This is a genomic window from Pedobacter nototheniae, from assembly GCF_032678625.1.
Classification (GTDB): Bacteria; Bacteroidota; Bacteroidia; order Sphingobacteriales; family Sphingobacteriaceae; genus Pedobacter; species Pedobacter nototheniae_A.
In genome coordinates this window covers 69,102-81,728 of the sequence record NZ_JAVTSO010000004.1, presented here as the reverse complement: position 1 = coordinate 81,728, position 12,627 = coordinate 69,102, and the positions used below count along the sequence as shown (strand labels likewise).

The window sequence follows — 12,627 nt, the reverse complement described above, 5'->3', positions numbered from 1 at the left end:
CCTCAAAACATGATAATATGAACATCCGTAAAGTAGTTTTAATTATTGGCTGCGTCCTATTCTTTATTGGATTGATTTCATCTTTTGCTATCGATAGTTTTTTTGAAAGGTACAGCCTCAATAAAATGATATTCATCATGTTTGAGCTAATTGGTGGTGTAATATTAGTGCTTTATGGAGCAGTTGGCCGGCATTTGCCTAAAGCTTTATTGTTCATTTTGTGCAGTGTATTATTTTGCATGGGCCTATGGACAATTTATGAATGGCATAACTGGTGGGGCATATTTGCTATTTTTTATAACGGTATTGGATCAGGTATTTCTTCAGCAGTGCTTATAATTGCAATCCGTTATTACTTTTTTATAAGGAAATCCAGAAAACCATCATTGGCAATCTTAATCCCGGTTTACCTTTTATTGGTATTCATCAGCTCTCTTGTATTTTCGGGCGGTTCTGACGTTATTTTTGATGTTTTTGGTTATTAATCTTAGCCTTTCCATCAAACAAAAAAGACCTTGAAAGTTAATTCAAGGTCTTTTTTGTTTTGTATAAGATTTTAAATCTGGGCATTAATTTGTACCCTTCTGTTTAAAGTACGACCTTCTTCGGTGCCGTTGCTGCTTACAGGTTCTTTATCACCGTGGCCTTTAATAATAAAACGCTTAGGATCAATGCCCGCATTAATTAGATAAGATTTAACAGCATTTGCACGATCTACTGATAGCGACATATTGTGTTCGGGTGTACCTTCTGCAGAGGAGTGACCGTTTAAAACAAATTTGATCGAAGGGTCTTTTTTAATTTCGGTCACTACCTGATCTAAAATTGGAAAAGAAGCCGTTTTTAAAACAAATGAGTTGAATTCAAATTGAATATTTTCAAATTTATAATCTGGTTTTTCTACCGGAGCAGGTTTTTCTTCTTCTTTAACAGGCTCGGGTTTCTTTTCTTCAACCGGAGGAGGAGTAGGTTTTGCAACTGGCGCAGGATCTGGCTTGGCAACCATCTTTTTTGTTTTACAAGAATACATACCAAGTGTAAACAATGCGATGAGTGCTGTAAATGAAAGTTTTTTCAGGATGTTCATATTTTAAATTTGTGTTTATAACTGCAAGACTAATAAAAATTAAGCAATTGCAATTAAATGATTTCCTATATAACGATAGTTTATCAAAGAACTTACATTCTATGCCGGGCTAATACCAGTTTTAAATCTTATTGCACCTTTACTCCGCTAATCATTTTGGAAATTATTCCTCTTTCTGTACCCGAATCAGCCAGTAATACACCACCTATATGAAGAATTATAAAGGTTAAAACATAGTATAAAGATTTTACATGTATAAATTCCATACTTTCTTTTAAATTCTTGGGCCCATTTACAACCATAAAGCCGGTAAAAAGCGATGTGGCTAATAAAACATAAAATAAGAGGTAAACCCAGCCTTTAAATTTATCCTTTCCAGATGTTTTCTTTGATAATGGATTTGGATAGGCTATTCCCTGAATGGCAATTAAAGAAACCCGAAGTAAATAAAGAGCAATCATTACATAACCAGCAAGCGTATGGTAAGCCCACATCGGACGCCGTAAATTTTTGCCTATGGACGCAGCCTGATCTTTTGTGATTTTAATTCCTGCTTTCTGTAAATCCTGCTGAACAATTTCACCCAGGTGATCCTTATTCATCCAGCCAAGTCTTAAAAATACAGTAAGCAACATAAATAAAATGGTAAATGCAATTGCCCAATGGATCAGGCGGTGTGCAAGATTAAATTTTTGCGCCTTCATAATTCTTCATTTAAATAAGGTTCAACATGAATTAAAGCATTTTTAATGTGTAGGTTGGATTCGATAAGCTCATCTTTAACCTGGTGAGCAACTGCATGTGCATCAAACACATTAATGTTTCCATCTACTTCAATGTGCATATCTACGTAGTAATCAAGACCCATTTTACGTACATAACATTTTTCAACCCTTTTAACTTCTTTGTGTAAGGATGCGATGTGGCTTATGGCCTCAATCAACTCATCAGAAGGTGCTTTATCCATAATTTCAGCAAAAGCAGGGCGGATTATTTTGAAAGCATTATATACAATAAAAACACAGGCAAGCAATGCAGCCCAATCATCGGCACCTTCATATCCTTTACCCAGAAACAGCGCAATACTAATGCCCGCAAAAGCAGCAATAGAGGTAATGGCATCGCTTCGGTGGTGGTAAGCATCGGCTTGTACAGCGTGGCTGTTAATCCGTTTTCCTATAGCAAATACATAACGAAACAACAGTTCTTTAGTTACAATAACAATAAGCAGGATAATGAGCGTATAACGCTTGGGCAATTCGTGCGGGGTTTGAATAAAGCCTATTGCATGCCAGGCAATCCATATGGCAGCCAATAAAAGAAATAAACCAATTAATACGGCAGCTACAGGTTCAGCTTTTCCATGCCCGTAGGGGTGACCTTTATCTGGTGGCCGTTGCGCATATTTCAAGGCAAGCCATAATAATCCGGAGCTAATTACATCAGCTCCAGATTCTGTAGCATCGGCTATTAAAGCATACGACTGGCCTAAATGCCCAGAAATTCCCTTAACAAAAATTAAAATAATACTGATTACGATCCCGATTTGGGTCGTTCTGATCGCTTCTGCCGAAGCCGATCGTTTTATAGAATCCATAAAAGAAATTAATAAATAAGTTAGTTATCTGTTTTTTTATTTACAGATAGTGGTTTAACAAATACTTTGACCGTTAATTTTATACGCTAACTTGTGGTGGCCGGTAAAGCTGATCAAGATAATTGTTTTGAAAAAAGTGATCCTGAATATCGTGGTTACGGGAAATGATTTTGGGCTTGTTTTGTGCCTGCCAGGTTTTGTTAGTCTTTTGAAACAATACGTAATGGTGGCTTTGGCTTATCTTTTTAAATGGCAATTTCATATCTCGGTCACCATCATGATCATTTAAATCTTTGCCCCAGTAATGAATGGATAAAAAAACAATGAAGGTAATTTTTGGATCTCGTTGCCTATGTTCTATAAAATGCCCGGCAAGAACAGGAAGCTTGAAAAATTCTCCAAGCGTGGTATTGCTCCAAAGGATAGAGAAAATAAGAAAATTGAGCAAAACCTGTTTCACGACGTAAAATTACCAATTCTATTTTAAATTAATTGCGCTATTCTTTTAACAATAATTTCCAATACCGGGGCCATGAATAAAACTAAAACCAGCTAAGTTTTTTATGAAGCTTTAATAAAAATAAGGCCGAGTATTTTTTGTTCAATACCAATAAGCCATAGATTTTAAATTCAAATGGAGCAATTTACGCAAACGTTTGTGTGTTTAATTGTGTTTTTATGCAGCTCCAGTATTTATAGAATCAGTTAAAACCTTCGTGTTTAAAGTACACATTTACAGGGTTTAATGCATTGAAATAATTTGCTGAACGGTATGGCCTTTTTTACTGCATTTTAAGTGGTTTTAATGACTACACAAAAAGGTGTATTATTGTTTTATTTAAAGTAATTATTTTCTTAAAAAGAAGGAGTTACTTCTTTAAATATCTTAACCCATACCAACGAAAAAAAATATTTTGTATATGGAGATAGTAGTTGATGAGAAAGTTAAATAAAATGAGCATTTTTTTAAGTTAAATGGGCAGTTTTTTAATTGAAAAAGTGCTTTTAATGTAAGTTTCAAACGTTTGAAATGAAAAATCAAACGTTTGCGTGATTATTTTCTTTGTCCTCACCTTATGTTATAAATAACTTGGCTTTCAATCAACCAACTTAACCATGATATCAAATTTACTAACTATTTATCCTGTAAAATGGATAGTCCGGGAACGTGTTATTCCTTTTAAAGTCTTTAGAAAAAAAACATTTGGATCAGGGCTTCTCCATTAGGAGTTTTTAATCTGATTAAAATTTAGTTACACACGTTGTAACAGGTTATTTCATTCTTAATTTTCTTAATCTCTAATTATGAGAAATTCAACGAAAAAAATGCACTGCGTTTTCTTCGCAGTAGCCCTTTTGTGTCTTTTTTCCTGTAAAAAAGATACTTACACCTCTGATGTATTTATTCGGAAACAGTGGAAAGTAGAGCTAAATACTACTAACAATATTCCTGCTGTTACGGGCCGTACCGATGCTGCAGTGTGCATGTTGTTTCTGATGGACAACAATCAGCTTTTTTATGATATTTATTTTATTAATCCCCTTAATAATGGTGATGCGCCAACTTCGGCGAAACTTTTTTTAGGGAACGCTGCTGAAAACGGCTCCGTACTTATCGATTTACAGAATGCAGCTTTTAATACTGATCGTGAAGTTAAAGGAAATGTAACCCTTAACGCGGCAACAATTACAAGTCTTTTAAGTGGCCCCGTTTATTTACAGGTCAATTCTAACCAACAAACAGCAGGTTTAGTTCGCGGGCAAATCGATAAAACGGTTAAGTTTTCTGCCGATGTGGATTTGGGTAAATATGCAAGCACGGTTAACACTACGGCTACCGGAAAAGCTTATATCCGCTTGTTAAGTGATAATTCTCTTGCTTATAAAGTTGAAGTAAATGGTTTGCCTACAGGCGAGGCATTAAGTACAGCTCATTTGCATAAAACAACAGATAACAGCATCATTCTAACGCTGGTTTCTTCAGCTGCCGATTTTAACAAGGCCATTTTACTTCCGGCAACAGCTGTTCCGGCAGCAAGCATTACAGCAGATCCTTTATACATAGATGTGCATTCGCAACTTTATCCTGCGGGTTTGCTTAAAGGAACGTTGCGATAATTTTCTGGTAACAAACAAAATTTAATGAAATGAACAATCAAAATATTAAGTTGAAAATTTACAGGTTTTTACTCGCATTGCTGATGTTTTCGGGTATCTGGTTAAATGCTTTTTCCAGGCAGCAGCAAACTGATACAACCAGGAAAGACACTTTGGTCGTGAATCCAATGTCGGTTAAAAAGAATATTCAGGACCGGCATATTAATTTATGGAACAGAACCATATCACACCTTCAGAATGTAAGTGGCAGTTCTACTATTTATAACGAAGATGTTAACACAACACCTGTGGCCGACATTAGCAATGTTATTGCAGGCCGAATTCCGGGTTTATACTCTTCCAGAAGTTCGGGACGTACAGGTCCGATGTTTGATGCTTCTTCTTTAACTTTAAGAGGGCAATCGCCATTAATTGTAGTTGACGGGGTAGTACGTGCCTTTACTTCTTTTAACGTAGAGGATATAAAAAGTATAACCGTGATGAAAGATGCGGTTTCGACCAGCATGTATGGTTTACGGTCCTCGCATGGTGTAATTTATATTACCACTAAGGATCAGAGTGATGAAAAACCTTTTGAATTAAATTTTTCAGCACAATATGGTTTTCTTAATGAGTTTAAAAGACCAAATTTTATCAATGGTGCCCAATATGCGCAATTGTATAATGAAGCACAAAAAAATACTTTTCCCGGTGCCGTACCCGCTTATTCAGCATCAGCCATAGCTGCTTACCAAAATGGAACGAATAATCCTTTTTTACAACCTAATAACGATTGGTACAATACCATTTATAAAAAGAATACTGCACAGCAACGTTATGCCGTTAATGCTTCCGGCAATGGAAAAAGCTATCGTTACTATACCTCTGTTGAACATTTTGCACAGGATGGAAACTTTTTAACAGATAGCAATAATCCTTACGAAACCAACAATTTTTATAAGCGCTATAACCTTCGTACCAATGCGCAGATAGATTTTAATGAAGACATTCAACTCTCATTAAATATTTTCGGTTCCATTGAAAATAACAATGAACCTGGTGTTGGTGCATCTACAATTATGGATCGTATTTACGGTGTGTCGCCATTGGGCTATCCTGCGCGTAATGCAGATGGCAGCTTTGGAGGAAATACCCAGTATACCACTACCATAAATAATGTTACTTACGGAACCAATATTTTAGGCAGTACCATAAACTCGGGTTACACCAGGTATAATGAGCGTACTTTAAGTGCAGATGTTGGCTTAAAGTTTAAATTAGATGATTTTGTCAAAGGATTATGGGCCAAAGGCATGTTATCCATTAATAATTATTACCTGCAAAAAACAACCAGGATTAAAAACTTTGCAGTTTATTATCCGGTAACAACACCTGCCGGAACAACTTATACTAAAATTGGCAGCGATGGAACCATAGAAGCGAACAAGGGCATTTCTACCATAGATACTCAAAATAAACAATCGTTTTTTAACGGACTTGTAGGCTACGATAAAGTATTTGGAAAACACAGTTTAAATGTGCTTGGTACATTCAATTTAACAAACTTAATTGATTCATATTCCCAGCTCAATCAAATCTATCAGAATGCCGGTGTAACAGCAAGCTACAATTATAATAAAACCTACCTGGCAGAATTAGGAATGGTGTACAGTGGATACAACCGGTACCAGGAAGGAAGCCGATGGGGCTTTTTACCTTCTGTTGCTTTAGGCTGGGTTGTTTCAAACGAAAATTGGTTTAATAAAGGCACACTTAGTTTTCTTAAACTTCGTGGAAGTGTTGGCAAAACGGCTTGGGCAGATCCGTCGAACTATTACACTTATCTGCAAAATTACACAGTTGGCCTGACTGAAAACTATAATTTTGGTTCAACAGCTACTGCTGTAAACGGTACTTATGAAAATGCTTTAAATAATCCAAATATAACCTGGGAGAAATCGCTTAAGTATGATTTAGGTTTGGAAGCAGGTTTCTTTAAAGATAAGTTAAACCTCGAACTTACATATTATAACAATAAAAATACGGATGAGCTGATTGATCCTGCCAATGGCTATGCATCAGGAATGCTTGGCTTAACTTATCCTAAGGTTAATGCTGGGCAAACCAGGTATTCCGGCTTAGAAACTTCAATTGGGTTTAGCGATAAAAAGGGAGATTTCAGCTATTTCGCCAAAGGAAATTTTACGGTCGCAAAAAATAAAATACTTTCCAGGGCCGAAGGCATCTACCCTTACAATTGGATGTATAGGGCCGGCCAGCCTTCAGCAACATTCGGTTATGAGGCAATGGGCTTTTACCAGGTTGGAGAAGACGTAACTAAAACCGCGAATATACCAGGCTACAATCCGGTGCCGGGAGATTTAAAATACAAGGATTTAAATGGTGATGGGATTATTAATTTCCTTGATCAGAAAGCAATTGCGGGAGATAAGCCACTGGTATTTTTTGGCTTTAACTTTGGTTTTGGCTATAAAAACCTCGATTTCAGCGCCTTGCTTGAAGGCAGGATTAACCGCGATATTTATTACGATCCGGTTTCAATGTCTGCATTTTACAACAGTACCGGTTATGTATTGGATTATACTACAGAAAACAGGTGGACACCAGAAAACAATACGGCGGCTACCTTACCAAGGTTAACTTTAGGTGCCAATACCAATAACCAGCAAGTATCATCTTTCTGGGTTAGAAGCGCAGATTACCTCCGGTTAAAAAATGTGGAGATAGGATACTCTGTACCACAAAAATGGCTTAAAAAGGCAAAATTAAGTAAAGTCAGATTTTTCGTTAACGCCTATAATGCACTTACCTGGACAAAGCTCGAATATTTCGATCCTGAAACAGGTCTTTCTGCCTTTCCAAATTACAGGGTAATTAATGGCGGCGTATCTCTAAAACTATAATTCAAAAAACTTAGATATGAAAAATTTTATATATACACTAATATTCGTCTTCTTTTCATTCTTAATGTTAACTACGGGTTGTAAGAAAATGATTGAGGATGGCCCGCTTGAAAACGCAAACAAGGATTTGGTTTTTGATAAAACAGATTCTTTGGGCAAATACGCCGAAGAGTTTTTAAATAACATTTATGCCGCCTTACCAAAGGGGTATAACAGAATTGGAAATAACCTGCTTGATGCCGGTTCTGATGACGTCTTACCATCTTCAACAGCCGATGTGGTTCAGTTTTATTCTAACGGTGCTTTTAACCAGGTAAATCTTCCTGATAATACCTGGGATGCAAACTATGCCGGAATTAGAAAGGTAAATGAGTTTTTAGCAAATATTGATCAGGTTCCTTTAAAAACACCAGGTTTTAAACAAAGATGGAAAGCAGAAGCGAGAGGTTTAAGGGCTATGTTTTACTTCGAACTTATAAAAAGATGGGGCGGTGTGCCTATTATAGGCGATCAGGTTTATGACTTAAGCAGTAACTTAAATTTAGCCAGAAACAGTTACCAGGAATGCGTAGACTATATAAATGCCGAAATTAAGGCCATTTTACCGTTTTTGATTTCGCCAAATACAACTAGCAGTTATACTACTATTTATTTCGGAAGGTTTACCACAGGGGCAGCACTGGCGCTAAAATCAAGGTTAATGCTCTACGCGGCCAGTCCGTTAAATAACCCGTCAAATGATTTATCTAAATGGGTTGCCGCTGCCGCTGCCGCAAAAAGCGTAATGGACAGCGTTACCGCGAGCAAGTATGTTTATGGATTATCTACCGCTACTACAACTGCACATTACACAACAACCAATATGGCTGCTTTGGCTCCATCAGCAACGCTGACTAATTATGTTGCCGGTGTAAATAAGTTTTTGAATATTTTTTCTAACCGCTACAGTGCCGAAATTATTTTACCCTATTTACAGTCAACCAACACCGGCGTAGAATACAATAACGAACCTATAGGTTACACACGTGGTGGTTTGGGTAAAACCAACCCTACACAAGAACTGGTTAATGAATTTGAAACTTTTGAAGGGAAAATGATAGGCGATAACACTTCAGGTTACTCGCTTACCAATCCTTATTACAACCGCGATCCGCGCTTGGCCAGTTCTGTTTCTTTTAACGGGCTTTACTGGTTAACCCGGAATGTACAAATCTATGATGGGGGATTGGATCGGCCAAAAGGTTTTGGTAATGCTACATCCGGCGAAACCAGGACAGGGTATTACATGAGGAAGTTCATGACCGGAACCACCAGTGAAAGTTCTTATACGGCTCAAAACCACAATTTTCCAATTTTCAGGTATGCGGAGATACTCTTGAATTATGCAGAGGCTCAGAATGAAGCTGTTGGGCCTGATAACAATGTGTATGCGGTAATAAATGCAATTAGAAGCAGGGTAAATATGCCGGCACTTCCTGCCGGGCTAAGCCAAATGGATATGCGTTCGCGTATTCGCCACGAACGTCGGGTAGAGATGGCTTTTGAAGAGCAGCGCTTTTGGGATATCCGCCGCTGGAAAATTGCCGAAAATGTATTAAACGGTACACTTCATGGCATCCAGGCAACTTTGAACGGAAGTACAACAACATATAAAATTGTTGATGCGGCTCCAGCAAAATTCGAAGCCGCAAAAATGTATTTGTTTCCAATTCCATTTAAGGAATCTGCCGCTAACAATAAAATGGTTCAAAATCCAAACTGGTAATCCTATTAATAATCGTATGAAAAGATATATATATGGGCTATGCCTAATCTTAGCCCTTTTTTTAAAAAATACAGCCTTAGCTCAAACAGCTCAGGTTGTTTCAGGAATTGTTTCTGATGATAATGGTCCGGTACCCGGTACCAACATTTACGAGAAGGAGGCTACTGCCAACGGAACGGTTACTGACGAAAATGGAAGGTACAGGCTTACATTAAGAGGAGCTTCTAAAATTCTTATATTTTCTTCAATTGGCTACTTGAAAAAGGAAGTTAATGTTGGCAGCAGAGCAACCGTAAATGTTACGCTTGCAGAAGATTCAAAAGGGCTGGAAGAAGTTGTAATCCTTGGTTTTGGCGAGAAAACCAATAAAATAACCAGTACAGGTTCCATTAGTTCTATTACAGGAAAGGAAATCAGACAGAGTCCTACATCGAGTTTGCAAAATTCACTTGCCGGCCGCTTACCGGGTTTTTTCTCGCAGCAAAGAAGCGGGCAGCCGGGTAAAGACGGAGCCTCTTTTCAAATCAGGGGAATAAGTACTTATCAGGGGTCAACTACGCCATTAATTGTGGTAGATGATATTGAGGTTACTTCAGACCAGATCAGCATGATTGATCAGAATGAAATAGAAAGTTTAACCATTTTAAAAGATGCCTCCACAACTGCATTATATGGCGTTCGTGGTGCCAATGGTGTTGTGGTTATTAAAACCAGGAGAGGGCAGGCAGGTAAGCCTCAATTAACTTTCAGGCAGGAAACAGGCTTAAACAGTTCTGCTATGAATTTTGATACCAATGACGGGTATACCACATTAGCTTTATTAAGAGAAACAACATCCGAACAATATCTTGATCCTGCTACTCAATACCCTAAGTATTTTGGGGGCAATAATTTAGAACATTACCGCTTAAAAGATGATCCTTATAATTTCCCTTTTGTAGACTGGTGGAAAGAACTGACCCAAAAATTCAGCATGCAAAACCGTACTAATTTTGACATTAGCGGGGGCACTCAAAAAACCAAATACTTTGTTTCTTTGGGCTATTTTAATCAGGGTGGTTTATACAAGGATTTTACCAAAGATGAGGGTTATAATGCCAATTATAATTTTGATCGTTACAATTTCCGTTCAAATGTAGATTTGGATCCAACAAAAGACCTCCACATCAGGTTTGATTTATCGGGCAGGTTTGGTGTAACCAATTCACCAAACGATTCGCCGGGAAATGGTGGGGCACCAACTTTACAATATTTATGGAATGGGCAGTTATCTGCATTTGCTTATCCTGCTTACAACCAGAATGGCAGTTATGGGGGTTCTACCAGTGGTGCAACCAAAATAAATCCAATAGCAAATTTGAGGTGGTCTGGCTATAATAGAGATTACACCAATAACCTGGCCTTTGTATCTCAAATAGATCACAAGCTTAATTTTATAACCGATGGCTTGGCTGCTAACTTTTTAGTTTCGTATGCAAGCGATTATAAATTTAGCCGCAACCTTACCAGGAGCTCGTCAGAAATACCAACCTATTATTGGGACCCGAATTTAAACAGTTATATGCCTGTGGTTAATAATTTGTACCGTTTGGGTAAGTTATCCCGTACTGGTGGTTACACGGGTTCAAACAGGCTGGTTAATTTGCAGGCATCTTTAAAGTATAACAGGAGTTTCGGATCGCATAATGTAAGTGCACTTGCGCTGTTAAATCAAACTACAAAATCAGAAGAAACCATTGTAAGCAATACCTTGGTTACCTACGATCCTTATAATGTTAGGGGGATAACCGGAAGAGTGAGTTATAACTTTAAGCAAAAATACTTAGTTGATTTTAATGGCGCTTATAATGGTTCCAATAAATTTCAGTCCAGTAAATTATACCAGTTTTTTCCTTCAGTTAGTGTTGGGTACAACATTAGCGAGGAACCGTTTTTTAAGAACAACATTAAGTTTATTGATAACTTAAAAATAAGAGGTTCTTATGGTATGGTTGGTAATGATGGGATAGGAACTACTGTATATGCTTATGAGAAAACATACTCATCAGGTAGTGGAAAGCCTTATGTTTTTGGAGAAACGCCAGGCACAAGTTCTACAGGTTTAATTGAGCCTACTTTAGCCAACAATAACATTACCTGGGAAACCCAGCAAGACGCCAATATAGGTTTGGACTTAAAAATGTTTAAAGGAAAATTAGCTTTTACAGCAGATTTTTATAAAAAGCGAAGAAAAGATATTTTAACACAAAGAGCATCTGTTGCTTCCTCATTTGGGGCATCATTGCCTTATGTTAATCTGGGGATAGTAGATAATAAAGGTTATGAGTTTGAACTGACTTACCGTGACAATGCGCTTTCCAACAAACTAAGTTATTTTGTTAATGCACAAATCAGTCATTCAGAAAATAAAGTGGTTTTCAGAGATGAAGGCTCAGCAAGATATCCCTGGTTGGGTTTAACGGGCAGGCCGGTAGGGGCTTTATTTGCATATCAGGATGCAGGCCTTTACCAGTCGCTTGCCGATTTATACACCAGCCCAAAACTTATAACCTCAACGCCGTTATCCAATACCAGTTTGGGCGGGGTTAAGCTGGTTGATTTAAATGGTGATGGTATTATCGATCAGAACGATATGGGTTATATTGGTACAAACCAGCCCGAATATATTGCAGGATTAAGTTTTGGATTCTCGTATAAGGGGTTTGATTTCAGTACCTTATTTCAAAGCTCATTTAAATATCTGATTAATATTCAGCGTGGTATTATTAACTACAGCCGCCCTGAAAATCAGTCTATTCCGTACAATTTAGGCAGATGGACTCCGGTTACTGCAGAAAACGCAACCTTTCCGGTATTAAGCGGAAGCGGTTCTACAAGTTCGCCATATTCTACCTACTGGGCAAAAAGAGGAGATTATGTAAGATGGAAGAACGTAGAAATTGGGTACCGTTTACCAAGTTCTGTTGCAAAAAAACTCCATGTAAACAACATCAGGGTTTATGCCAACGGATATAATATGGGCTTAATCTACACTGCATTACCTGTATTTATCGATCCCGAATCTGTTACCGGTTCTTCAACCACAACCAATATTGGCGATCTAAATGAATATCCGCAACAACGCATTTACAATTTTGGAATTCAGTTTGGCTTATAA

The 12,627-nt window shown here is 37.6% G+C and carries 9 protein-coding genes; 5 read left to right on the top strand and 4 right to left on the bottom strand.

What is annotated here, in order from left to right:
* Nucleotides 1-17 precede the first annotated feature (17 nt).
* Nucleotides 18-485 (top strand): hypothetical protein, encoded by a 468-nt coding sequence (locus R2Q77_RS13280; protein ID WP_316804209.1) that lies wholly within the window; start codon nucleotides 18-20, stop codon nucleotides 483-485.
* 71 nt (nucleotides 486-556) lie between these two features.
* Here the strand turns inward: R2Q77_RS13280 and R2Q77_RS13275 are convergent, their stop codons facing one another.
* The 4 genes from R2Q77_RS13275 to R2Q77_RS13260 form a co-directional block, all read right to left on the bottom strand.
* Nucleotides 557-1,087: an OmpA family protein gene (locus tag R2Q77_RS13275; protein ID WP_316804208.1), complete on the bottom strand. Its 531-nt coding sequence runs from the start codon at nucleotides 1,085-1,087 to the stop codon at nucleotides 557-559.
* Nucleotides 1,088-1,215: 128 nt separating this feature from the next.
* Entirely contained in the window at nucleotides 1,216-1,791 is a 576-nt protein-coding gene (locus R2Q77_RS13270) for a cytochrome b/b6 domain-containing protein (RefSeq protein WP_316804207.1), read from the bottom strand.
* Nucleotides 1,788-2,684: a cation diffusion facilitator family transporter gene (locus tag R2Q77_RS13265; RefSeq protein ID WP_316804206.1), complete on the bottom strand. Its 897-nt coding sequence runs from the start codon at nucleotides 2,682-2,684 to the stop codon at nucleotides 1,788-1,790. The genes R2Q77_RS13270 and R2Q77_RS13265 overlap by 4 nt, the downstream gene beginning before the upstream one ends.
* Nucleotides 2,685-2,763: 79 nt before the next feature.
* The gene (locus R2Q77_RS13260) at nucleotides 2,764-3,144 is read right to left on the bottom strand and encodes a hypothetical protein (protein ID WP_316804205.1); all 381 of its coding nucleotides are present in this window, start codon (nucleotides 3,142-3,144) and stop codon (nucleotides 2,764-2,766) included.
* Between the two features lie 845 nt (nucleotides 3,145-3,989).
* Between R2Q77_RS13260 and R2Q77_RS13255 the strand changes: the two genes are divergently transcribed.
* The 4 genes from R2Q77_RS13255 to R2Q77_RS13240 are packed head-to-tail and all read left to right on the top strand — an operon-like array spanning nucleotide 3,990 to nucleotide 12,627.
* Nucleotides 3,990-4,802 (top strand): CHRD domain-containing protein, encoded by an 813-nt coding sequence (locus R2Q77_RS13255; RefSeq protein ID WP_316804204.1) that lies wholly within the window; start codon nucleotides 3,990-3,992, stop codon nucleotides 4,800-4,802.
* A 29-nt stretch (nucleotides 4,803-4,831) separates the two neighbouring features.
* Nucleotides 4,832-7,705, top strand: coding sequence for a SusC/RagA family TonB-linked outer membrane protein (locus R2Q77_RS13250; protein WP_316804203.1), 2,874 nt, complete (start codon nucleotides 4,832-4,834; stop codon nucleotides 7,703-7,705).
* 16 nt (nucleotides 7,706-7,721) lie between these two features.
* Nucleotides 7,722-9,470 (top strand): RagB/SusD family nutrient uptake outer membrane protein, encoded by a 1,749-nt coding sequence (locus tag R2Q77_RS13245; protein WP_316804202.1) that lies wholly within the window; start codon nucleotides 7,722-7,724, stop codon nucleotides 9,468-9,470.
* A 16-nt stretch (nucleotides 9,471-9,486) separates the two neighbouring features.
* Nucleotides 9,487-12,627: a TonB-dependent receptor gene (locus tag R2Q77_RS13240; RefSeq protein ID WP_316804201.1), complete on the top strand. Its 3,141-nt coding sequence runs from the start codon at nucleotides 9,487-9,489 to the stop codon at nucleotides 12,625-12,627.

What these genes read in the sequence shown, in the direction of transcription:
- R2Q77_RS13240 (WP_316804201.1), top strand. Translation starts at nt 9,487, where the DNA reads ATGAAAAGATATATATATGGGCTATGCCTAATCTTAGCCCTTTTTTTA.
- R2Q77_RS13255 (WP_316804204.1), top strand. Translation starts at nt 3,990, where the DNA reads ATGAGAAATTCAACGAAAAAAATGCACTGCGTTTTCTTCGCAGTAGCC.
- R2Q77_RS13270 (WP_316804207.1), bottom strand. Translation starts at nt 1,791, where the DNA reads ATGAAGGCGCAAAAATTTAATCTTGCACACCGCCTGATCCATTGGGCA.
- R2Q77_RS13275 (WP_316804208.1), bottom strand. Translation starts at nt 1,087, where the DNA reads ATGAACATCCTGAAAAAACTTTCATTTACAGCACTCATCGCATTGTTT.
- R2Q77_RS13245 (WP_316804202.1), top strand. Translation starts at nt 7,722, where the DNA reads ATGAAAAATTTTATATATACACTAATATTCGTCTTCTTTTCATTCTTA.
- R2Q77_RS13250 (WP_316804203.1), top strand. Translation starts at nt 4,832, where the DNA reads ATGAACAATCAAAATATTAAGTTGAAAATTTACAGGTTTTTACTCGCA.
- R2Q77_RS13265 (WP_316804206.1), bottom strand. Translation starts at nt 2,684, where the DNA reads ATGGATTCTATAAAACGATCGGCTTCGGCAGAAGCGATCAGAACGACC.
- R2Q77_RS13280 (WP_316804209.1), top strand. Translation starts at nt 18, where the DNA reads ATGAACATCCGTAAAGTAGTTTTAATTATTGGCTGCGTCCTATTCTTT.